General features: G+C 67.7%; 22 protein-coding genes. 5 read left to right on the top strand and 17 right to left on the bottom strand.

The genetic code is table 11. The annotated features are described in order from the left end of the window. Window positions 1-5: 5 nt before the first annotated feature. The gene (locus ACFY3D_RS14160) at window positions 6-998 is read right to left on the bottom strand and encodes a LacI family DNA-binding transcriptional regulator (protein WP_389979141.1); all 993 of its coding nucleotides are present in this window, start codon (window positions 996-998) and stop codon (window positions 6-8) included. Window positions 999-1,220: 222 nt separating this feature from the next. On the opposite strand from ACFY3D_RS14160, the gene ACFY3D_RS14155 reads away from it, so the two are divergent. Together ACFY3D_RS14155 and ACFY3D_RS14150 are read left to right on the top strand one after the other, a co-directional pair. Further along, entirely contained in the window at window positions 1,221-2,285 is a 1,065-nt protein-coding gene (locus ACFY3D_RS14155; protein ID WP_389979139.1) for an amidohydrolase, read from the top strand. Between the two features lie 157 nt (window positions 2,286-2,442). Next, complete coding sequence (locus ACFY3D_RS14150; protein WP_350944873.1) at window positions 2,443-2,961, top strand: cysteine dioxygenase family protein; 519 nt, start codon at window positions 2,443-2,445, stop codon at window positions 2,959-2,961. Between the two features lie 94 nt (window positions 2,962-3,055). Here the strand turns inward: ACFY3D_RS14150 and ACFY3D_RS14145 are convergent, their stop codons facing one another. The 12 genes from ACFY3D_RS14145 to ACFY3D_RS14090 all read right to left on the bottom strand — a co-directional run bounded on the left by ACFY3D_RS14145 (window position 3,056) and on the right by ACFY3D_RS14090 (window position 13,154). Further along, window positions 3,056-3,250 carry a hypothetical protein gene (locus ACFY3D_RS14145; protein WP_389979136.1) on the bottom strand — a complete coding sequence of 65 codons (195 nt, stop codon included), beginning with the start codon at window positions 3,248-3,250 and terminating at the stop codon, window positions 3,056-3,058. Window positions 3,251-3,575: 325 nt separating this feature from the next. Next, window positions 3,576-4,388, bottom strand: coding sequence for a phosphotransferase family protein (locus ACFY3D_RS14140; protein WP_389979133.1), 813 nt, complete (start codon window positions 4,386-4,388; stop codon window positions 3,576-3,578). A gap of 249 nt (window positions 4,389-4,637) precedes the next feature. Further along, a complete protein-coding gene (locus tag ACFY3D_RS14135) occupies window positions 4,638-5,477 on the bottom strand; it encodes a glycosyltransferase family 2 protein (RefSeq protein WP_389979130.1) in 840 nt (279 codons plus the stop codon). A 246-nt stretch (window positions 5,478-5,723) separates the two neighbouring features. Further along, the gene (locus tag ACFY3D_RS14130) at window positions 5,724-7,298 is read right to left on the bottom strand and encodes a glycosyltransferase family 4 protein (protein ID WP_389979127.1); all 1,575 of its coding nucleotides are present in this window, start codon (window positions 7,296-7,298) and stop codon (window positions 5,724-5,726) included. A gap of 56 nt (window positions 7,299-7,354) precedes the next feature. Next, on the bottom strand, window positions 7,355-8,344 hold the full coding sequence (locus ACFY3D_RS14125) for a Gfo/Idh/MocA family protein (protein WP_389979124.1): 990 nt from the start codon (window positions 8,342-8,344) through the stop codon (window positions 7,355-7,357). 68 nt (window positions 8,345-8,412) lie between these two features. Continuing rightward, on the bottom strand, window positions 8,413-9,474 hold the full coding sequence (locus ACFY3D_RS14120) for an NAD-dependent epimerase/dehydratase family protein (RefSeq protein ID WP_389979121.1): 1,062 nt from the start codon (window positions 9,472-9,474) through the stop codon (window positions 8,413-8,415). Window positions 9,475-9,579: 105 nt separating this feature from the next. Further along, complete coding sequence (locus ACFY3D_RS14115; protein WP_389979118.1) at window positions 9,580-10,476, bottom strand: class I SAM-dependent methyltransferase; 897 nt, start codon at window positions 10,474-10,476, stop codon at window positions 9,580-9,582. Between the two features lie 10 nt (window positions 10,477-10,486). After that, entirely contained in the window at window positions 10,487-10,972 is a 486-nt protein-coding gene (locus ACFY3D_RS14110; protein WP_389979115.1) for a hypothetical protein, read from the bottom strand. Further along, window positions 10,969-11,508, bottom strand: a complete 540-nt coding sequence (locus ACFY3D_RS14105) for a hypothetical protein (protein WP_389979112.1) — start codon at window positions 11,506-11,508, stop codon at window positions 10,969-10,971. Before ACFY3D_RS14105 ends, ACFY3D_RS14110 begins: the two co-directional genes overlap by 4 nt. After that, window positions 11,505-12,056 carry a hypothetical protein gene (locus ACFY3D_RS14100; RefSeq protein WP_389979109.1) on the bottom strand — a complete coding sequence of 184 codons (552 nt, stop codon included), beginning with the start codon at window positions 12,054-12,056 and terminating at the stop codon, window positions 11,505-11,507. The genes ACFY3D_RS14105 and ACFY3D_RS14100 overlap by 4 nt, the downstream gene beginning before the upstream one ends. Then, window positions 12,053-12,610: a hypothetical protein gene (locus ACFY3D_RS14095; protein ID WP_389979107.1), complete on the bottom strand. Its 558-nt coding sequence runs from the start codon at window positions 12,608-12,610 to the stop codon at window positions 12,053-12,055. The genes ACFY3D_RS14100 and ACFY3D_RS14095 overlap by 4 nt, the downstream gene beginning before the upstream one ends. A 103-nt stretch (window positions 12,611-12,713) precedes the next feature. Continuing rightward, window positions 12,714-13,154, bottom strand: coding sequence for an ATP-binding protein (locus tag ACFY3D_RS14090; RefSeq protein WP_389979105.1), 441 nt, complete (start codon window positions 13,152-13,154; stop codon window positions 12,714-12,716). A 344-nt stretch (window positions 13,155-13,498) separates the two neighbouring features. Between ACFY3D_RS14090 and ACFY3D_RS14085 the strand changes: the two genes are divergently transcribed. The 3 genes from ACFY3D_RS14085 to ACFY3D_RS14075 are packed head-to-tail and all read left to right on the top strand — an operon-like array spanning window position 13,499 to window position 17,009. Further along, entirely contained in the window at window positions 13,499-14,695 is a 1,197-nt protein-coding gene (locus ACFY3D_RS14085; protein ID WP_389979102.1) for an XRE family transcriptional regulator, read from the top strand. Further along, window positions 14,692-15,561, top strand: coding sequence for a phosphotransferase enzyme family protein (locus ACFY3D_RS14080; protein ID WP_389979099.1), 870 nt, complete (start codon window positions 14,692-14,694; stop codon window positions 15,559-15,561). Before ACFY3D_RS14085 ends, ACFY3D_RS14080 begins: the two co-directional genes overlap by 4 nt. A gap of 59 nt (window positions 15,562-15,620) precedes the next feature. Further along, window positions 15,621-17,009: an XRE family transcriptional regulator gene (locus ACFY3D_RS14075; RefSeq protein WP_389979096.1), complete on the top strand. Its 1,389-nt coding sequence runs from the start codon at window positions 15,621-15,623 to the stop codon at window positions 17,007-17,009. Here the strand turns inward: ACFY3D_RS14075 and ACFY3D_RS14070 are convergent. The 4 genes from ACFY3D_RS14070 to ACFY3D_RS14055 all read right to left on the bottom strand — a co-directional run bounded on the left by ACFY3D_RS14070 (window position 17,006) and on the right by ACFY3D_RS14055 (window position 22,317). Next, window positions 17,006-18,022, bottom strand: coding sequence for an NAD-dependent epimerase/dehydratase family protein (locus ACFY3D_RS14070; RefSeq protein ID WP_389979093.1), 1,017 nt, complete (start codon window positions 18,020-18,022; stop codon window positions 17,006-17,008). The two genes, ACFY3D_RS14075 and ACFY3D_RS14070, sit on opposite strands and share 4 nt — an antisense overlap. 117 nt (window positions 18,023-18,139) lie before the next feature. Continuing rightward, window positions 18,140-19,237 (bottom strand): glycerophosphodiester phosphodiesterase, encoded by a 1,098-nt coding sequence (locus tag ACFY3D_RS14065; protein WP_389979090.1) that lies wholly within the window; start codon window positions 19,235-19,237, stop codon window positions 18,140-18,142. A 241-nt stretch (window positions 19,238-19,478) separates the two neighbouring features. Beyond that, entirely contained in the window at window positions 19,479-20,744 is a 1,266-nt protein-coding gene (locus ACFY3D_RS14060; RefSeq protein WP_389979088.1) for a CynX/NimT family MFS transporter, read from the bottom strand. Between the two features lie 121 nt (window positions 20,745-20,865). After that, window positions 20,866-22,317 (bottom strand): benzaldehyde dehydrogenase, encoded by a 1,452-nt coding sequence (locus tag ACFY3D_RS14055; protein WP_389979195.1) that lies wholly within the window; start codon window positions 22,315-22,317, stop codon window positions 20,866-20,868. Window positions 22,318-22,383 lie beyond the last annotated feature (66 nt).

The raw sequence follows: 22,383 nt of genomic DNA, 5'->3' as shown, positions 1-22,383 counted from the left end.
CCGGGTCAGCCCACCGAGCCGCGTTCGCGGAGCTGGGGGGCCTGGACGATACGGCGGCGGCGCGTGGCGGTGCCGTCGGCGGCGGCCACGACGATACGGACGGCGGCGCGGACGATGCCGTCGATGTCCCAGTCGACCGTGGTCAGGCCGGGGGTGAGCAGGCCCGACATGGGGTGGTCGTCGTAGCCCATCACGGACACCTCGAACGGTATGCCGAGCTTCCGCTCGGCCGAGGCCGCGTAGACGCCGTAGGCGATCGAGTCGGCGAAGCAGAAGAACGCCCGGTGTCCGGCGTCGAGCATCTCGCCCGCGACCCGGGTGGCCGGTCCCAGCGACTGCGAGGCGGTGACCATCTCGATGTCGAGTCCCAGCCTCCCGGCCTCGGCCATGACGTGCACGTCCGCGGGCCGGTCAGGGGTGCTGGCCCGGGTCGAGGTGAGGACGGCCAGGCGCCGGTGCCCCCGCTTGCGCAGATGCTCCAGCGCGAGGGTCACCCCGGCCCGGTTGTCGAAGACGACCTCGCCCGCGGCGCGTGCCCCGGCCAGGGCGTCACCGATCGACACCACCGGCAGCCCCTCGCACAGCTCGGCCCAGAGCGGCGCCGCGGGATCGACCGGCTGCACGATCAGCGCGTCCACCCGCTGGTCGCGGAGCTGTCTGGCGAGCGTCTTCTCCCTGGCGGGGTCTCCGGCGGCGTCCAGGATGAGGGCGTACCGGTCGTTGTCCTTGAGCGCGCGGCCGATGCCCACGGCGAGCGCCTGCTGCCAGAGATCCTCCAGGGAGCCGCAGAGCAGTCCGATCATGCCGGTCCTGCCGCTGGCCAGGGCCCGGGCGATCGGGTCGGCCTCGTAGCCGAGCTCGGCCGCGGCCCGGCGCACCCGCTCGATGGTCTCCTCCGACACCTGCATGCCACGCAGGGCGTAGGAGACAGAGGCCGGTGACAGACCGGTGGCCTTCGCCACCTCACGGATGGTCGCTCGTTTCCGGGGCTGGGGCATCGGTCCAGCCTATTCCCCGGGACCTTCGGGGGCGCGTTCCCCGCGCGATCAGAGGCGTCGCAGGAAGTCGGGAGATGTCGGGAGGTATTGACACGATGCAGGGTGAAGCGGTTCACTGAAACGGTTCACTGAACCGTGTCACTGTTGGATGTGGCAAGGTGAGAGTGTTTACCCCTATTCTAGGTAGGGAATGCCGCGAAGCGTGGAAGGAGGAGATCCGTCGTGACCGTCGACGTTCACCAGCATCTGTGGACGCCCGCGTTCGTGGACGCGCTCAGACGGCGTACGGCCGCGCCCCGGCTCGACGGCTGGACCCTCCACCTGGACGGCGAGCCCGCCTACGAGGTCGACCCCGCCGATCATGACCTCGCCGGACGCCTCGCGCTGAACGCGGATCTCGACCTCGCCCTCGTGTCGCTGTCCAGCCCGCTCGGCATCGAGTCCCTGCCCCCCGAGGACGCCTGGCCGATCATCGACGCCTACCACGAGGACGCCCTCGCCCTGCCCGCGCCCTTCGGCGCCTGGGCGGCGACCTGCCTCAGCGAGATCGACCCCGCCAGGCTCGCCAAGGCCCTCGACAGACGAGGCGACGCGCGAGACGACGCCCGGCACGGTGTACGGAACGCGACGGGAGACGACATCCGCAGCGGCGTACGAGACGACGCGAAGGACCGCGACACGGCGGGCGGCACGGAGAGTGCCGCGAAGAGCGGCACGGAGAGCGGCGTCGAGAACGGCAGGACGGACGCGCGACCCGGACTCGTCGGGCTCCAGCTGCCCGCGACCGCGGTGCGCGACGCCGCGGGTCTGGCGAGGGTCGCCCCGCTGCTGGACGTCCTCACCGAGCGCGACCTGCCGCTCTTCGTGCACCCGGGACCCGCCACCGAGCCGGAGGGGCCCGGCTGGTGGCCCGCCGTCGTGCCGTACGTGCAGCAGATGCACGCCGCGTGGTACGCCTTCGCCGCCTTCGGCCGGTCCCGCCACCCCCGCCTGCGGGTCTGCTTCTCGCTGCTCGCCGGGCTGGCACCGCTGCACTCCGAGCGCCTGGCCAACCGGGGCGGCGAGGGCCGGGGACAGGTCGATCCGAACCTGTTCCTGGAGACCTCCTCCTACGGCCCGCGCGCCGTCGACGCGATCGTCCGCGAACTCGGCGTCGACGTCGTGGTGAGCGGCTCCGACCAGCCCTACGCCATCGCACCCGACCCCGCGCTCGGCAACGCCGCCTGGCACGCCATCGCGGTCACCAACCCGAACCGCCTGCTGAACGGAAAGGAGTCGCGCAAGTGAACCAGTACCAGGGCCGCGAGAGCTGTGCGCTCCCGGCGACCGGAGCCGCGAGCCCGCGGCGCGCACGAGCCGCCCGGCCCGCCGACCGCGCCGGTCACGCCATTCACACCGGACGAGTGGACATCGCGGTCTCCGGACCGGTCGGCGGTGAGACCTCATGAGCTACGAGGCCCTGCCCGCTCGCGCCCTCGACCGGCGCGAACTCCTCGACCTGGTCAACGAGCTGGCCGCCGACCCGTCCCGGTGGCAGGACCAGGTGGAGTTCCCCGAGGAGGGGGGACGCCACTTCGCCTCCCTCTACCGCGACTCCCACGTGGACGTCTGGCTGCTGTGCTGGCGGCCCGAGGACGACACCGGCTGGCACGACCACGACACCTCCTCGGGGGCGGTCCGCGTGGTGGCCGGGACGCTTCTGGAGTGCAACCCCCGCATCGGCGGCGAGCACCTGGAGACCGTGATCTCGGAGGGCGAGTCCTTCTCCTTCGGTCCCGACCACATCCACCGGCTGACCGGCGCGGTTCACGGCAGCGTCTCGATCCACGCGTACTCGCCGCCGCTGTGGCGCCTGGGCCAGTACTCCATCAGCGACAGCGGCGTGATGCGCCGCGTCTCGGTCAGCTACGCCGACGAGCTGCGTCCCATGGACGACGCCGAGCAGATGGCCGGCGTCGCCTGACCTCTTCCATCGATCGTACGGTCGCCGCACCCGTTTGTTTTACGGGTGCGGCGATCGTACGGATCGGGTGTCTCGTCGCGGACCCAGGCGTCCGTCACAGCAGTCTGAGCGCGTAAAAGATCGCGAGCAGGAGCGTCACCGCCCCCGCGAAGGCAGCGCCACCCAGCAGGATGGCCGAAGAGACGGCGGCCCCGCCCACGGTGGACAGAATGCCCGCGATCAAACTGATGATCACACCGATGAGCACCGCGATGATGACCAGAAGCGCCCGATGAGTCGACTCGCTCACACGTTCCCCTTCGCTCGACCTTGATCACCCAGCGCCCCGAACCAACGTCGGTGAGGGCATAGATCACCCGGGTGATTAGTATCTGCGGCCTGCGGGGAACGCGGCCTGCGTGCTCACCTGTCCGGTGCGCGCGGCTCATCTCATGGACAAAGCACCTCAGATCTTAGGACGATCGAGAAGCTCGGGTAAAGAAAAACTTGCCGTAAGACGCGAAGAGTCGCGCAGGACTGGTGCCACTGCAGACGGACATGACCTACCCGAATTGCTTCCTTATTTCCGCAAGAAATCAAGCTGTTACCGGACCATGACAACCTGCGAGAACCTGTCAGCTCAGCAGGCCGAGCAGCCGTTCTGCCTGGCGCTCCAAGGTGCCGTACGGGTTGCGCGCGGAAAAAGAACTTCCAGGACCCAACATGCACATCCACGAGAAAGCGAACAAGCGTCGGAAAGCCAGCACCCGGGCCGTCTCGGTCACGCTCAGATCGAGGTGTTCCAGCAACGCGGGACCGTCGAATATACCGTCGACCTGCGAGATGTGCTCGACGGCTTCCGCGAGTTCGAAAGCACGGTCACTACGTCCAGAGTCTTCCCAGTCGATCAAACGGATACGTTTTCCGTCCCACAGGTAGTTGGCCAGATTGCTGTCGGAGAGCCCGAAAACGGGCGTCATCTCCCCCATCAACCGATCCAGGCGGGAATCGACGAGCCATTTCGAACCTGCGGCGAAGGCCTCGGCCACCACCGGATCGCCACCCAGATCGGGAGTTGCCGCTTGGAGCCTCTGAGCCTTGGCGATGGCCACGGACGGATTCCACGCGGAGGGCGCCAGATCAACCAGCACCCGCATGGGAATCGCTCGGTGCAGAGTTGTGATCGCCTCGGCCATCGCTTCGATCTGCTCTGATGTGACATCCAGTCCACGAAGGGGAACACCATCCAGGCGCGACATCACCACCACGGGTGGCTCCGCCTCCAAGTGGGCCTCAAGCGGCAGTGGAGCCAGCTCAGGCGCATATTCCGCGAGCAAGGTCAGCGCCCGCCACTCCTGCTCGTGCTCACCTCGGCCCCACGACTCGAAGGTTTTGATCACCCGGTCAGGATGCATTTCAATGCCGTGAGTGCTCGACTGACCAGTCACCCGTTTCTCCTGCCCCTTTGGCTCCTCCTGAACCTGAACGCAGGATCTCGGCCCAGGTGGTTCCCGAGGCTACCTCCATACGGGAGCCGCACAAGAAGGATCAGTAGCTCATGATTCGCGCGAGAGGCAGGAAAGAGACACTCCGCGCGTGGGGCACAGGCGGGCCTTACAGGTCTATTCGCAGAGCTTGCCGGATACGCCGTTGAAGCCGGTGTGATCGACCGCCCGCACCACCTCAGGCAGAACTCCTTAGATCAGCGGCGGACGCCCCAGACGTGCCATGCGCCAGACCGTGCTCCACCGCATCGGGTGGCGATCACCACACGATGTGGTGCACCCTTCGACGAATCCGCTGACCCATGCCCGGAGCCCCGCCAAAGGAGGTCTGCGGACGACGGTGATCACGGTCCAGGTGGCGAGGTAGACCGGCACCAGCACTGCGGGCAGGTGGCGCTTGGCCAGCCAGACGCGATTGCGGGCGACCATACGGAAATACACGGCATGGCGTGTCGGAGAGGTCCGAGGATGCTGTAGCACCAACTCCGGGCGGTATTCGATGCGCCAACCCGCGTCCAGCGCCCGCCACGCCACGTCGGTTTCCTCGTGCGCGTAGAAGAACGGCTCCGGCCAGGTACCGATATCGTCCACCACCGCCATCCGGATGGCGTTGCCGCCGCCGAGGAACGTGGTGACCTCCGAGGGACGCAGCGGTTGACCACTGCGGAGCCGGGGAACGTGACGGCGCTGTGTGTGGCCGGTCTCGTCCGCGATGCGAAAACTGACGATTCCCAGGTCAGAGCTGTGAGCGAACAGGCGGCGAATCGTGTCGGCGGTGCCGGAACGCGGCAGGAGTCCGTCGTCATCCAGATACATGACGACGTCGATGTCCCCGTGGTCGCGGAGAGCGGCGAGCGCGGCGTTACGCCCGCCGGAGATTCCCCGGTTCTCGGGCAGTTCCAGACCCTCGACTCCTGCGGGCAGTCGTCCCAGCTTGGTGCCGTTGCCGACGACCACGACGCGCATCACCGGCCCGGATTGCGCTTCGACGGAGTCCAGGAGCGCGGTGAGTTCGGCCGGCCGATCACCCATTGTGAGGATGACCACTCCGATCCTCACGCCTGCGGGCGAGGCGGGAGCCCTGTGGTCCTCGTACGGCATGCCTACCTCTCTCATCAGCGGGGCGGGAGGACGAGTGCATCACCGCTGGCTGTCCGAAAGCCTGGAAGGCCATGCCACAGTGATCGTACAGCGCCTGCCATCTGGGCCGTTGCTTTGCGGCCATGTTCAGATCGCCTGTCGTCAACGTAGTTCCGAGTGGCGCGGTGTGAGCGGATTTCATGGTGCTCCCCCGCGCCTGCCGTGCGCGGCCTCCTCGCACAACCGCTGGTACCTGTCGGCCACGGCGGCCCAACTGTAGGAGCGGTGTGTGTGCCGCGCCGCGTTGGCCGCCCGCCGGGCTCGTTCCACGGGGTCGGCCAAGGCTGCGGAAAGGGTCTCGACCAGATCGGTGACATTGTCGGGCTTCACGAGCCAACCGTCGGCACGACTGCCGCAACCGGTGATGATGCTCGCCGGGCCTCCCGTGTTCGTCGCGATCGGCGGCGTTCCGCAGGCGGCGGCCTCGATGTAGACCATGCCGAAGCTCTCGTTGACGGCGGGGGCGACCATGAGATCAGCACAGTTGAGGCCGTCGGGAAGCTCGTCATGGTCGCGCCAGCCGATGAAGTAGACATGATCGTCGATTTCGAGACGTCGAGCCGCGGTCAGCGGGTGCTCGCCTTCCGTTTCACCCGGGTAACCGCCCCACAGCAACAGGACAGGCGCCGGGTCCGCGGTCTTCAGGATCGCAGTGAACGCTTCGAGCAGGACGTTGAGCCGTTTTACCTGTTGGAACCGGCCTATCCACAACAGCACGGGACGCAGTGCTCCACTCGCGTCGACCATCCTGTCGAGATCGCTCGCGGTGTAGCGGATACTGCCGGGTTCCTGACCTGGCGCCCATCCCCGTGGGTCGTCGATCAGCCAGCGGCGTAGCCGCGCCAGGCGCTGGTCGTCGTCGAGGTGCTGCGGCACGAAACGCGTGGTGTCCACGCCGTTGGGCACCACCGTGATGTCGTCTTCCGGAATGCCCAGCAGGCGATTCACCTCGACGCGGTCACTGTCGGAGACCACGACGATCCGCCCGGCACAGCGGGCGTACCGGCGCATCTGCCCACTCCACAGATCGGCGTACCGCCACAACCTCCAGTCCTTCGTGTGGACATACGCGAGCTCCTCCCCGGTGAGACCCGCGTCCTTCAGGAGTCGCTCCAGAACCATGCGCTTCCGTCCAAGGTCATTGTCATGACAGGCATCACCCAGGGTGCTGAGTGATACGCCGAGGCGTTCAGCGAACCGGGTGACCTGCTGGGCCCGATCGAGAAGCTTGAGGTCGGTGCCGTGGAAAGTCGTGATGACCGGGATCCCTGGATAGGCACGACGGACCGCGACCTGCAGGTGGCTCAGATGGTGCAGGTGAACGACGGCGGGACGGGGGCTGCGGTGACCGGTCAGGTGCTCGTTCCAGGCGCTGATCAGGTGCTGGTTCGTCGCGGGTGCCACGGCGGTGAACATGCGGTCAGGTGCGCTGGGCCCGCGATCTTCGTAAGAAGGATGAAAGGGAGCGGATTGCCCGTCCATGCCACTCCCGCCGTGAGCGTAAGCGGCTGCCGCGGCGTTGTAGTCCATCGCAGCCACATCCAGGCCGGCATAGAAGGTGGGCGCGTGGCTGAAGTCGCCGCTCGTGCCCAGCGATCCGCACAGGATGCGAGACGTGAGACCGCGGCCGGTGAGCTCGCGGCCGAGATAGCGGATCACCTGAGCTGATCCGCCACGTGGGAAGAACTGGACGACGGTGTCCACGGTGAGCATGAAATGTCCTGACGATCAAGATGGAGAGGCGGACAGGGCGCTGAGAGACGGTTACTTCACTGGCGGATGAAGTCGTGGTCGACGAGGGACACGCAGGTGCCGGTACGGGCGGCGGTGAGGATCGCTTCGGTGGCCGCGACGGCGGCAGCGCCCTGACGCAGTGTGACGATGTCGTTCGGCAGGCCGAGCAACGCATCTCGGAAGGCTTCGTGCTGGATGCGGAACGGCTCCGCACCCGGGACCTCGTAGGTTGTGATCTTTCTTATGGGCACCGCGGTGCCCGGAGTATCGCCGTTGTCGTAGTGGGTGATCGTGCGGGTCAGGGCGTCGGCCATCACGCATCCCCTGGCCGTGTGCGCGATGACGATACGTTCCCTGTGCGGCGAGATACGGCTCACCTGGAGGTCAACGATCTCGCCACCGCTGAGGCGCAGAATCGCTGCGGCGAGATCTTCATACGGACCATCGTTCACGCTGCTGACCTGGGCGGCAACGGAGGTGATGTGGCGGCCGGTGAGCCAGGTCGCCAGATCGACGTCGTGGATGGCGATGTCGGTTACCACGCCGACATCACGGATCCGGTCCGGGAAGGGACCATGGCGGCGGGTCGCCACCTGGTAGACGGCACCGAAGTCTCCCTCGCGCAGGCGGACGCAGAGTTCCCGTACGGCTGGATTGCGCCGCTCGGTGTGCCCCACCGCGCCAATCAAACCGGCGCGCTCGAAGGCTTCCACCAGCCGAAACGCTGCGGGGAGGGAGGAAGCGAGGGGCTTTTCGATGAGGGCGTGCACTCCTGCGGCAGCGAGCGCGACGCCGATACGCTCGTGCTCGGTGGTCGGTGTCGCGACGACGCAGTAGTCCAGCTCGATGTCCAGCAGTTCATCGACGTCGCCGACTGTTCGAACACCGTTGAACCTGGAACGCCGCCCTGGATCGGTGTCAGCGACCGCGACCAGGGAGACGCCGTCCAGCGAGCTCAGAACCCTGGTGTGGACGCTCCCCGCCCATCCCAGCCCGATGACCGCGGCTCTGAGTGGTGTCGTCATTGCTCTACCAGCCAAGTAGGTGAAGGCGGACGTCTCCGGCGGAGGCCGGGACGTGAAGGCAGGTGATCTCAGATGCGCGGGGCGACGCTGGCGTTCCAGTTCGCGACCCGGTCGCCTTCAGTGCGGAGCCAGTCGGGGATGGCCGCTGGTACCGCGCGCAGCCAGTCCACGTAACGGGCGATACCCGCCTCCACGCTGATTTGCGGTTCCCAGCCCAAGGCCTGGCTCATCCGGTTGGTGTCCGCGCACCCGCCGAGCGGATCCTGTGCGGGCCTGGGCGCGTCACACAACTGTGCGTCGGGAAAATGGGTCTGGATCAGCTCGGCGACCCGCCGCACAGAAGTGATGCGGCCGGTTCCGAGGTTGACGGTCTGGCCTCCTGCCTCCTCGCTGACCAGGGCCAGGCAGATGCCGGTTGCGGCATCCTCGACGTGGACGAAGTCGCGGACCTGACGGCCGCCGTTGTTCAGCGGTAGCGGATCACCGATCGCGGCGTACATCGCGAACTGGGCGATCACCCACGAGTAGGCGCCTGGTTTCGGGATTTGGTGCTCGCCATACACGCTGAAGGGCCGCATCACGGTGAAATCGACGCCTGCGGCGTTCAGCAGGAACCGGGTCTGCCACTCTCCCCAGGCTTTCGCCGCGGCGTACACGTTGAGAGGGCTGATCGGCTGGTCCTCGGTGAAGGTCTGGACGGCGTCACTTCCAGTGGCTCCGTGCCCGTAGACCTGCGCCGAGGAGATGAACAGGAAGCGGCGCACGTCACCGGCGTCGGCCACGGCTCGCAGCACCGTCTCGACCCCCGCGACGTTGGAGTGGAAAGCGGTCTCGGGGTCGCGGGTACAACCAGCGACGGTCGAGTGCGCGGCCGCGTGGATGACGTAGTCGCTGTCGCGGACCAGGTCCCTGACGAGGCTCTCATCGCAGATGTCGCCGATCCGCAGACCGGCCTCGCGCGCGTCGGCCTTGGGCAGGGTCGGCATCGTCTCGTAGCCGCTGAGGTTATCCAGGGCCGTGACGTGCACTCCGGCGGCTTCCAACATCCGCCCGATCACAGCGCCGATCAGTCCCGCACCGCCCGTGATCAGTACTTGCCGGCCGGAGAGGGCGGCGAGCCGGTTGTCCATGTGATCTCCTCGCATCGGTTTTCCGGGAAGCTCGGTCTTCCGGGAAGGAATGAGGGCCGGAACGCGCCGCCGCAGATCTGGCGGCACCGACCGGCAGGGCAGCGGTCAGAAACAGATGAAGGATCCGGTGAACTTGGTGAGCGCGAAGTGACCGTCACGGTCGATGACGGCCTGGACCCGCGCTCGCGCCCGCGCCCGCAGCTCTGCGAAAAAGTCCTCACCGAGGTCGCCCGGGTCGGAGGCCGCGCAGCAGTAGTTGTGGGCGGAGTAGAAGGCCATGAATGCCTCTACGTCGGCGAAGCGCAGCTGGTCCTGCCAGGTGCGAAGCTCGACCTGTGTGAAACGCGGGTTCAGATACTCAGCTCCGTTGATGAGGGAGATCCGGGCTTTCGGTGTTGCCTTGAACAGCCGTGCCGGGGCGTCCATCTCCCGCAGGACGGCGAAGTGTGTCTGGTACATCTCCACCATCGATTCGGGCCGGTCGGTCGTGAGTACGAATCTCCCGCCGGGACGCAGCACGCGCCGCACCTCGGCCAGGCACCGGTCGATATCGGGGACGTAGTGCATCATGTACGTCGCGATCACCCGGTCGAAGGAGTCGTCACTGAACGCGGAGAGGTCATCCGCACTGCCTTCGACCCACTCACATGGGGTGGCGACACCGGCCAGCCGCGCCTTGGCGGCCTGGAGCACCCCGGGCGCGATGTCCAGTCCGACGATGCGGCCCTCGGCGAGGTGAGGGCGGAGGTGCTCCAGGACGAACCCGTTGCCGCATCCCACGTCGAGCAGCGTCTCGGTGCCGGCGAGCTCCAGTTGCTCGGCCAGGTGGTCGATCAGCGAGCGAGGACTGGTGCGGTAACGGTTGTGCGCGAGTTGCTTGCCGTCGAGCATCCGCGTGTCGGCGAAGAACACGTCGCGGGCGTCCCTGGCGGACAGTTCGAAGAACTCCTCGGGGATGATCTCAGCGGCGAGCCTGTCCATCTCGGGTGTACGGAAGTCCATGACGATCCTTTCAGGTGCGCGCGGGAGGCGATGGAACAGGGCCGGTTGGCCATTTGGTGCCGACGTACTTGTGCGGCAGCAGTTCCGCGAGTGGAGCGCACGTGCCGACGCCCTCGACGGAGACCACCACCGACAAGCCCGGTTCATGGTCGAGCAGGAGCTCGCGGCACAGCCCGCACGGCGGGACGATGCGAGCCGGGCCGTCTTCGCTGGGTTTGGGAAAGCGCACCGCGGCGACCGCGACCAGTGGTGCCCCAGTGGCCATCCGTGCGACCCCCAGCGCAACCGCTTCGGCGCAGATCGCCGCGCGGCCGACCATGGCGTCCAGGTGCAAGCCCAGATGAACGGCGCCGTCCGTGTCCAGCAACGCGGCGCCGATCTGGTGACGGGCGAGGACGTACCGTTCGGCGATCAGCTCGTGGGCTGCGGCCACCAGACGCCGGCCGACCTCGTCCTGGCAGGCGCCGCTCGGATCGCCTCTCTCTACGGCGGTCATACGACGACGCCTGCGGAAACGAGGAAGTCGCGGTGAATCTGTGATTCTTGCGGTCCGCGCGTTCCCTGGTACTTGCCCGTGTAGAGAGTGATGTCGCCCTGGGGGATCCAGAACGTCACCTGGCCGATCAGCAGACCAGGGTAGACACGGACGGGCTGTACGGCGTGAAGCTGCAGCGTCCACTGGTTGACGGAGCCGATGTCGATCAGGTCGGCGGTCACGTGTACGAACAGGCCAAGACGTGCGATTCCGGAGCGAGCCCGGATGATCGGCACGTAGTGATCGCTGCCCATGATTTCGACCGTGCTGCCGAGATAGATCCGATCCGGTTTCAGGATCAGCCCCGCTTCGGGGATGACCAGTTCCTTCACCGGATTGGGACGGCGTACGTCGAGCACCTCATCGGTGTAGACCTTCAGGGTGGCGCCGAGGCGGAAGTTGTAGCTGTTGGGATTGACCTGCTCGGCGTGGAAAGGCTCGATGGTGATGCGGCCTGCCTCGTACTGGCGAGTGATCTCCGGTCCCGTCAAGATCATTCCTTGGCTCCTCTGCGAGCGGGGCGGCGCCCTGCGGTCAGCAGGCCGGGATAGGGAGGGACGGCTTCGGAGAAGCGTCCGAAGTGGCCGTCGTAGGGAAGCCGGTCACCGGAGGGAACCCAGAAGGACACCTGGCCGACGATCATCCCGGCGTAGACGCGGACGGCCTGACACACGACGATCTCCAACGTCCAGCGGTGAACCGCACCCAGGTTTCCCAGGTCGGCGGAGACCTGCAGGTAGACGCCGAGCCTCCCGAGAGAGGAGCGGCCGATCAGAGATGGCACGTAGTGGTCGCTGCCGATCCGCTCGACGGTGGTACCCAGGTACACCCGGCCCGGCCGCAGTACGGCTCCCTCGTCGGGAATGGTGATCTCCCGCACCAAGTGCTCCCCCAGCGCGTCGACCACTGGACCGCGATATGTGCGCAGCACCGCACCCAGACGGTAGTTGTAGCTGTTGGGGTTGACCTGCTCGGAGTCGAAGGGCTCCAGGGCGATGCGTCCTGCCTTCTGTTGGCGGATGATCTCTGGTCCGGTGAGGATCACGGCATGACTTCGCGCACGAGCTCGGCCGCCCGGCCTCGCAACTGCTTCAAGCCACCGTCATTGATCACCCGGTGGTGGGGAGCGCAGTCCGGCGGAAGCTCGGTGACATGGTCGTCCGCGCCCGGCGACAGATCCCCGCGGGCCTGCTTGCGGGGCTGCCTTATCCTCTCCGGTGCCCACACCTCCACCAGAAGGAAGCCCATCTCGGCCAGCGCCTCGACGTCAGGAGCTCGCATGTCGTCGCACACCACCGCACCGCCGGGATACTTCTCGGCGGCCTGGACGACCCGACGGACGAATGGGTCGATCAGCGCGGCGGAGTTGATCCGGCGCAGGTGAACGGCCAGGTCGTTGAGCAACAACCCGTCTTGCTGGCCGAGGTCCAGCAGGGGGCGTCCCGCGAACACGTGGATGACAGCTTGGAGTGTGTACAGCGGAGCGGCGAGCTTCAGGGGTACGACCGGCACGCCGACGGCGGTGAACTCCTGGCCGAGGAAGGCTCCGAACGTGGATTTACCGGCTCCCGGCCTTCCGTAGAGTGCAATCTTGATCATGATGTCGACCTCCTCACGGGGCAGGGCTGGTCGGGAACGAATTCGCATGACCGGCGGCCAACCAGTCGCTGAAGGCTCAGGGCGGGTTTCTCAGGACCGGTCCTCACGGCGGATCCATCCGGCTCGTCGGGACGATGAACCAGACGGCTTTGCCTTCCGGTCCGCTTCTGGTGACGTAGGTGGCGTTACGCCAACCGCAGCGGCCTCCCGACAGCTCGAAAACGATGCCCAAGCCACGACCGTGTTCTGATTCGACTCCGGTGGCACGCATGGCCGGTCTGACGGTGCCGCTGTCTGTCATCTCGACACGGAACTCTTCCCCGAGGGATCGCAGGACCAGCTCGAAAGGCGGGTCCCCGTACATGACGGCGTTCCCCACCAGCTCGCTCACCATGAGCACCGCGTCGTCCACCGGATCCCGAGGAACGAACAGTTCGGTGAGAGCCTCCCGGATCAGATTCCTGGCTTGGGCAGCGGCTTGCGCGTCCTCTCGTAAGGGCCATGCGGCGACGATGGCCGATCGAGGCTGGAGCAGGGTCACCACGATGCCTCCCTCTGCTGCTCTACTGCTGGACGAGTTCAACGATGTCGCGAACCGATTACCGTCGGTAGCGAGAGAGGTCCGCACGCAGGTGCGGTGGATTCACACTGAGAGTGCGGCGGATTCACACCTTCAACAGGCCACTGCCGCGCGAGCACCTGACTTACGGTCGGGATATGCCTGGTCACGATGTGAATTGCGCCAGGAGGATCCGGGCACAGAGCCCTGGCAGGTCCTCTGGTGCGCTCGCTGAGGAGATCCGCTCCTGCTGTGGTCATTCCCCTCTCAAGGCGTACCGGCTGGCCAGAGGATGGACCATCGAGAGAGCCGTCGCGTCCTTTCACGAGATGTGCGCCCGCGAAGGCCTCGGAACGCGCGGCCTGACCGCTCGATCATGGATCGAGTGGGAGAGGGAGCACCTGCCCAGCGCCGACTACCAGGACCTTCTCTGCCGGCTGTTGCTGACCGGACCGGTGCAACTGGGATTCGCGCGCTCATACGCGCCAGTAGGCGGACCCACTTCGCCGCCGTTCCACAAAGAGGCCCTTGTAGCCGACGCGGCTCGTGAGTCACTCGCGCATGCCGCCGCTGCCCAGCTCACCGATGTGAGTACGGTGACTTTGGAACATGCCGACGACGAGATCCGCCGGCTGGCGGCCGAGTACGTCTACGCCGATCCCATGCCGCTCTTTCACCGGATGCTTCGGCTGCGTGGTGAGATCTTCGCGCTGCTGGACGGACGCGTCCGACCGGCTCAGGCCGTCCAGCTGACACTGATGGCCGGGCAGGTATGCGGGTTGCTCGCCAACGCGAGCCTTGACCTGGGCAATCGGGCCGCGGCGTCCGCACAGGCCAGGGCTGCGTGGACCTACGCCTCGATCATCGATCACCATGCACTGCGTGCCTGGGTACGCGGCCTCCAGGCCATGATCGCCTACTGGACGGGGTTCCCTGAGACGGCGGCCGATCTCGCCCGCGACGGGAAGCGGTACGCACCTGGGACCACGGCGTTCGCGCGCCTCGCCGGTATAGAGGCGCTCGCGTCGGCGGCGATGGGCATGAGGCCCGACGCCTTACGCGCGATCGGTAGTGCTTGGGATCGTTCGGGTTCTCACGACGACCTCCACGACGACGTCGGCGGCGAGTTCGGATTCGACCTGGCCAAGCACTCCTATCTCGCCGCTGGCACGTACATCCACCTGCGGTGTCCCGAGAACGCGATCGTTCTCGCCGAACAGGCGATCTCGCTTTATCAGTCAGGCCCGCCGCATCTGCGGGCCTATGGAAACGAGGCGATCGCCTGCTCCGATCTCGCTGTGGGACACCTTCTCAACGGTGACCTGGAGGCAACCGCGGCTGTAATCACCAAAGTCCTGTCGCTTCCCGAACACCAGCGCATCGACGGTCTGGCCCAGCGTCTCAACGGTGTACGCCTCAAGGTGGCCGGGGAGTCACGGTTTCACGGCTGTCCACGGGCGCGAGCGCTCGTCGAGCGCCTTGAGGAGTTCTCCTTCCTGTCGTCTCCTCGGGAGCTCTGCCGGTGAGTGCCGTCCTGTCGGAGAGTTCCACCTTGCTCCGGCTGTGCCGCGTGGCCGGCATCGACGGTAGGGACGCCCGGCTGATCCGTGTGTGCGTAAACGTGGTCTTCCATCTCCCACGTGCCAAAGCCGTGGCGCGGATCGCCTCGGCGGAGACGGCTACCCGCGCGCGTCGGGTGGTCCATCTGGCGCACTGGCTCGAAGCCATCGGGTTTCCCGCCGTACGTATTCACCGTGACGTTCCCGAAGCAATCCTCATGGACGGCCAGGTCGCCACATTCTGGGAACATCTTCCCCAGCAGGTCGGCTCCCCTCCTGTCGTACGGCTCGCACCACTGCTACGACGACTGCACGCGCAGATATCACCCTCCCCGCTGCCGTCCTGGGATCCCGTGACGGAAGCCCGGAGCAACCTGCGGCTGGCTCGGGAAGTCGTTCACGATCGTGATCGTGGTCTTCTGCTGGACTGGTGTGACCGGCTGGAGGCGGAACTGCCCACACTCCGGCGCAGCCTGCCGTACGGGCTGATACACGGTGATGCATGGGCGGGAAATCTGCTCTGGCGCGGGGAGGGGGTGGTTCTCTGTGACCTCGATCAGATGTGCTACGGGCCTCGGGCGTGGGATCTGGTACCCACCGCGGTAAACGCGTTGCGCTTCGGTCACCCGCCCGCGGACGAGCTTCTGGCGGCGTACGGCTTCGACGTGACCGCCTCGGCGGCGTTTCCCCTACTGAGGCAGGTTCGCGAACTGATCATGTTGACCGGGGTGTTACCGGCCCTGCCTGACCGCCCCTCCATCGCCGGAGAGTTCAGGCGGAGAGTCGCGAGTCTCCGGGGAAACGGCCCAGATCGGTGGACACCCTATGGATAGCTGCGAGCTCACCTGCTGTGACGTAGCGTTGTAGCCGACGACGTTTGGGAGGCCCCACGATGGCCAAGCCTGGACATGACGCCGATTGCGCCCAGCGCATCCGCATACGCCGACTCGCCCCGGAGGCGGATCCTCCGCCGATCGGTGTGCTGCACGCGATCGCGGCGGAGATTGGCGGGTGCTGCGAGCACCATCCGCTGAAGTGCTTCCGGCTCGCTCTGGGCTGGAGCAGCGCGGACAAGGCCGTCCAGGCGATGCACCGCATGTGCCAGACCCACGCTCTCGGTTCTCGCGGACTGACCAAGAGGTCCTGGCTGGACTGGGAGAACGGGCATCGTCCCGGCGCGGACTACCTCGACCTGCTGTGTCGCCTCTTCCAGACCGGCCCGGTAGAGCTCGGGTTCGCCACCGACTGCTCCCCAGGCGTGAAGACCCCGGTCCCCGTACCCGAACGGGAGATGATCATGAGTGCCGCCAACGAGTCCAGCGACCACGCCGCCGAGGCCGAGGCGGCCGTCGTCGGCCCCAACGCCCTGGAGCAGTTGAGCGACGACATCACCCGCCTTGCCCGCGCCTACGTACACGCGGCACCTCTTCCTCTTTTCGGTGAGCTGACGCGCATCCGCAATCGCACGTATCGTCTCATCGAACGCACTCGCCACCCCGGCCAGCAGCGTGACCTCTATCTGGTCGCCGGACAGGTCTGCGGGCTGCTGGGGAGCGCGAGCTTCGACCTCGGCTACCCGCACGCGGCGGCGGAGCAGGCCAGGGCGGCCCGGGTCTACGGTGAGGTCATCGGCCATGACGAGCTGACCGCGTGGGCCGACGGTCTGCTGGCCTGCGTGGAGTTCTGGGCCGACCGTCCGGCACAGGCGCTGCGGTTGGTGGAACGGGGCCTCGCTCTCGCCCCCACCGGCACCGCCCGGGTCCGCCTGCTCAGCATCGCGGCGCGAGCATCCGCCCTGCTCGGTGATGTCGAGGGGGTTCGCAAAGCGATTCGCAGCGCCCGGGACGCCCGCGGCCCTCAAGGGGAGTTGCATGACGGTGTGGGTGGCGAGTTCGGCTTCGACGAGGCGCGACAGGCCTTCTGCGCTGGGTCCGCTTATCTGAGGGCCGGGTTGGCGCCGGATGCGGAGACCGAATGTGAGCGCGCGCTCGCCCTATACCGTCGCGCACCTACCGAAGAGCGGTGGTACGCCGCCGAAGCGAGCGCCTCCGTCGATCTCGCGGCGTCCCGTCTGCTCTCCGATGACGTCAGCGGAGCAACGGACGCCCTCTCCCCCGTGTTCACGCTGCCGGCGGACAAGCGAGTCGATGGTCTGGTGAAGCGGCTTCATCAGGTCCGAACGTCACTCGCTGCGGTCCCGTCTCGGGAGACGACCACCTTGGCGGGAAAGATCGAGATATTCGCCGCCGAAACCGTCACGCGAACGCCCATCTCTTTTTAACGGCGATTCCAGATCTCAAGGAGCTCTCGCTCCCTCTCCTGGGACAACCCGTGGTGAGCCTGACGGTCGTAGGCAGAAGGGTCTCCGCTCTTGGACAACCATCCGTAGGTGTCTCGCACCGTCTCCTCGATCGGGCGGCAGGTCAGCCCGGCGTGTGCCGCCCTGGTCATGTCCACGGACCAGGTGCCCAGGGGAGTCCGCCACAGTGGGATCTCGGTCCACTGCCCGACCCGATGATCGATCAGGAATTCATCGTCGACCCAGGTCAACATGGCATCCGACCCGATCTCGGCGACGCAGGCGTCGAGCATCCGCCCAAAGGTGGCCTGCCCCTGAGGCGCCACCACGTTGAAGGTTCCTGCCGTCTTCCTCTCCAGGCACTTGAGGGTGAACGCGGCCAGGTCCCGGATGTCGACCGGCTGGATCGGCTTCGTGGCATCCCCCGGTGCGAGCACCCGGCCGCCGCGCTCGATTCGCCGTAGCCACCAGGTCAGGCGGCCGACGTTCTCCTGTGGCCCGAGGATCACTCCGGGGCGCAGGACGGTGACCCGGCCGTCAAAGGCGTCCACCGCCGCGCGCTCACAACCGGCCTTGTAGGCCCCGTACTGCGCGGCCGTCCACGTCGCCTCGTCCTCAGCCGTGCCTGACACGTCCGGTGCGCATTCGTAGGCGGGACTTTCCTCGCTGACAGGCTCGGCCGGCCAGGCCGGATAGACCGAGACGGTGGAGAAGAAGACATAGGCGTCCGCCCGGCCCGACAGGAGACGGGCTGCATCCCCGACGACTTTGGGCACGTACCCGCTGGTGTCGACAACCCAGTCCCACTCGCGGCCGGTGACCAGCTCGCGGAGATGAGTCGCGTTCTCCCGGTCTCCTCGGAGAACCTCCACACCGGGCACGTCCTGGCCCGTCCGGCCGCGGTTGAACGTCGTCACCTGATGCCCGAGGGCAAGGGCGTGTTCCACGAACACTCTGCCAACAAAGCGTGTTCCGCCCAGCACCAAGACATTCATGGGCACGATCATCACTCAGCGAGGACGGTGTGGTCGACTGAGGTTTCGCAGAAAGTAAGGGAGTACGGGGATCTCGCCTACGCGAGACCCCCGTTCTGAGGGCCGGGCGGGGACGTGTCAGAAGACGCGCGCCCTGACGGCGTTGGCCATGCCCGGGTCGTCGGCGAAGACGCCGTCGACGCCGAGGGAGTAGAGCCTCTCCAGCCAGCCCATCACGTTGCCGGTGGCGCGCGGGTAGGCCGGACTCGCCGGGTTGCCGAGCCGGAAGTCCACCGGGAGCTGCGCGTTCTCGTTCCGCACGGTCCAGGTGTGGACCTTCAGACCGGCGCGGTGGGCGTCGCGGACGAGCGTGGTGGGCGGCAGGAGGCGGCCGTCGGGACCGGCGGGCACGATCCGCCTGGTGTCGACGCCGATGCCGTCCGCGTAGCCCGCCACGTCACGGAGCCCCGCAGGAGTGACCATCGTGTCGTAGGTGCGCTGGTCTCCGGCGGCGACCCAGTCGTACGGGGCGCCGGTGGCGGTGATGAGCTGGATCAGCGGCAGCCTGGTCTTCTTCCTCAGCTCGCGCAGGTTGGCGGTCTCGAAGGACTGGATGAAGACCGGGTCGCGGCTCCCGCGCCAGCCGTGGCGGCCGAGCACCTCGATCAGCGGCTCCTCCAGGGAGAGCCCGATGGAGTCGAAATAGCTCGGGTGCTTGGTCTCGGGGTAGACGCCGACCCCGCTCCGCTTGGCGAGCGCGACGACCTCGTCGAAGGTCGGGATCTCCGCGAGTCCGTTGAAGGCGGTGTTGTTCGGACGCAGGTCGGGGATGCGCTCCTCGGCCCTGAGCGTCTTCAACTCGGCGAGCGTGAAGTCCTCGGTGAACCAGCCGGTGATCGAGACGCCGTCGATCGTCTTGGTCGTCCGGCGCCCCGCGAACTCGGGGTGGCTCTCGACGTCCGTGGTGCCGCCGATCTCGTTCTCGTGCCTGGCCACCAGCACGTGGTCCTTCGTCGAGACAAGGTCGGGCTCGATGTAGTCGGCACCCAGCGCGATCGCGGTCTCGTACGAGAGCAGGGTGTGCTCGGGCCGGTACGCGCTGGCGCCCCGGTGGCCGATGACGACGGGTTCGCGGCCACGGGGCTCGGCGGTGGCGGGTTCGGGTTGCTGCAGCACAACGGCGACGGTACCGGTCGCGAGGACCGCCAGCGCCGCGGACAGAAGCCTACGGATCATGTTCAGGACGCTAGAAGGCCCAGATGGCCGATGGGACAACGACTCGCAAAGGAAACGGGTCGCGGGGACAGCGACTCGTAAAGGTACGGTTTCCGAGCCGGAGAGAAGCCGGAACGGGTGTCGGGCCGGGACGAACGAGTCCCCGGCGGGGCGTGAGCCGTCCCGGGGAGGACGGGTCTTCGGCCCGGCGGGGGCGTGCGTTCCGGGAGGGCGAGTCCTCGGCCGGGCGTGAGCCGTCCGCTCAGGCCGAGGAGGGTGAGCCCTCGGCCGGGTGTGAGCCGTCCGTGCCGACCACCGTGACCGGACGGCCCGCCAGGAATCCGGCTCCCAGTTGCAGGGCGCACGCGCCGAGCCCCGCCAGCAGTGGCAGTGTCCAGCCGCCCGAGAGCTGGTAGAGAGCTCCGATCAGGAGCGGTCCGAGCGCGGCCAGCGTGTAGCCGACGGACTGGGCGACGGCCGACAGCGCGGTCACCGAGACCGGGTCGGGCGCGCGGAGCGTGATGATGAGCAGGGCGAGCGCGATCGAGGCGCCCTGCCCCACCCCAAGGACGATCATCCACAGCCACGGCAGGGCGGCCGGCGCGAACAGCACGCCGAGGTATCCGGCGATCGTGAGAACGGTCGCGGCGGTGACGTACGGCACCTGTGACCGGGCGCGTCCCGCGAGCACCGGGACGGTCAGCGTGGCCGCCACCTGGGCCAGGTTGGTGAGGCTGAGCATGTATCCGGCCTGGTCGGCGGGGAGTCCCGCGTCCTTGAAGATCGTCGGTATCCAGGCCAGCATGATGTAGAAGGTGAGCGACTGTATGCCCATGTAGGCGGTGACGTACCAGGTCACCCGGTTGCGGAGCAGCAGGGCGAACGGCCTGGGCGCGGCCTCCTGGCGAGCGGGGCGGCGCAGCGCCTGGGGCAGCCAGAGCACCGCCGCGGCCAGTGCGGGGATCGCGGTCATCGCGGTCACCTCGCGCCAGCCGAGCCCGGTGGCCCGCTCGATCGGCACCACGGAACCCGACGCCAGGGCGGCGCCCAGCACCAGGCCGGAGACGTAGATCGCGGTGAACGGCCCGACCCGCGAGGGGAAGTGCTGCTTGACCACGCCGGGCATCGCGACGTTCATCACCGCGATGGCCGTACCGGCGACGGCAGCACCCGCGTAGAGGGCCGGGACGCTGCCCGCGGCGCGCAGTGTCACCCCGGCCGCCAGGATCAGCAGCCCGGCCAGAAGCGTGCGGTCCAGGCCGAAGCGGCGGGCGAGCAGGGGAGCGAGCGGGCCGAGGACGCCCAGGCAGACCACCATGACCGTGGTGATCGCCCCTCCCCCGGCGGCGTTCAGCCCGAGATCGTTCATGATCTCGTCCAGCACCGGGGAGAAGCCCGCGAGCGCGGGCCGCAGGTTGAGCGACGCGAGCACGAATCCCGCGATGAGCAGAACCCGCGACGCCGACGACACCGGCGGCATCAACGGCGTCCCCGACGCCCGCGACACACTGACTCCCCGTTCGGACATTGCCCAACTCTCCCATAAGCCTCACGGCGCACCATCAGGGGCAGCTGGGTCATCACAAAAGGGTGTCAGGACACGGCCTGCCGCCGTCACGGCGCACCGTCGGGGAAGTCGGGTCAGGCGATCAGAAGGGGTAGGTCGCGATATTTCCTTGCATCGTCACCCAGCGGGTCTCGGTGAAAGCCTCGATGTTGGCCCGTCCTCCGCCGAAACGCGAGCCGGTGCCCGAGGCCCCGACCCCGCCGAACGGGGCCACCGCCTCGTCGTCCACCGTCTGGTCGTTGACGTGCACGATCCCGGTGGGAACGAGGTCGGCCAGCGCGAGGCCCCGCATCGCGTCGCGGGTGAGGATGCCCAGCGACAGGCCGTACTCGCTGTCGGACGCCAGCGCGGCGGCCTCCTCGATCGTGGAGAACGGCACGACGGGCGCCACCGGGCCGAACACCTCCTGGACGTAGGCGGGAGCGCGCTCGGGCAGGTCCGCCAGGACCGTGGGCCGGTAGAAGAGCCCTTCGTAGGTACCGCCCGCCGCCAGCCGCGCCCCGGCGTCGACGCTCGCGGTGACCAGGTTGTGCACCTTGTCCCGCTGGCCCGAGTCGATGAGCGGGCCGAGCGCGACCTGCCCGCCCGCGGGGTCGCCGACCGGCAGGTGGTCGGCCTTCTCCGCGAGCCGGGCCACATACTCCTCCGCGATCGAGGAGTGCACCAGGTGGCGTCCGGTGGTCATGCAGATCTGCCCCTGGTGCAGGAAGGAGCCCCACGCGCCCGCGGAGACCGCGAGGTCCAGGTCCGCGTCGTCCAGGACGATGAGCGCGCTGTTCCCGCCGAGTTCCAGATGCACCCGCTTGAGCAGCCGCCCGCACGCCTCGCCGACCGCGCGTCCCGCCGAGGTCGAGCCGGTGAAGGAGATCACCCGTACCAGCGGATCGCCGACGAGCGCCTGCCCCGCCTCCACCCCTCCCGGCAGCACCTGAAGCACGCCGGACGGCAGTCCCGCCTCCTCGAAGACGCGGGCGATGGCGACACCCCCGGAGACGGCGGTGCGTGGGTCGGGCTTGAGGATCACCGCGTTGCCCAGGGCGAGCGCAGGGGCGACCGAACGGATGGCGAGGATGAGCGGGAAGTTGAACGGCGCGATCACGCCGACCACCCCCACCGGTACCCGCCTGGCCAGGCTGAGCCGCTGCTTGACGGTCGGCAGGATCTCTCCCGGCGGCTGGGACGCCAGCGCGGCGGCCTCGTAGCACTCCTGGGCGGCGACGTGTGTCTCCACGCCCGCCTTGGGGCGGATCGACCCGGCCTCGCGAACGATCCAGTCCTGGATCTCCTCCGCGTGATCCTCGAACAGCCTCCCGGCCCGTCGCAGCACGGCCGCCCGCTCCTCGAAGGAGGCCGCCGCCCACTCCCGCTGCGCCCGTACGGCGAGCACGGCCGCCGCCGCCACGTCCTCGGCCCCCGCCACGCCGACCCTGCCGAGTTCGGCTCCGGTGGCGGGCTCGACCACGGCCGCGTCTCCCGCGTGCGAAGTCACCCAGCCGTTCCCGAAGACCTGCCCGGTCCACGTCTTCGCATCCATGAGGGTCGTACGGGGCACGGGACCTCCCGAGGGAAAGGACTAAGGGATAATGTTCGTTATGCGAAC

The sequence above is a fragment of the Streptosporangium sp. NPDC000509 genome (assembly GCF_042898365.1).
Lineage (GTDB): Bacteria > Actinomycetota > Actinomycetes > Streptosporangiales > Streptosporangiaceae > Streptosporangium.
The sequence above is the reverse complement of the archived record's forward strand: the minus strand, read 5'-3'. Positions and strand labels throughout refer to the sequence as shown.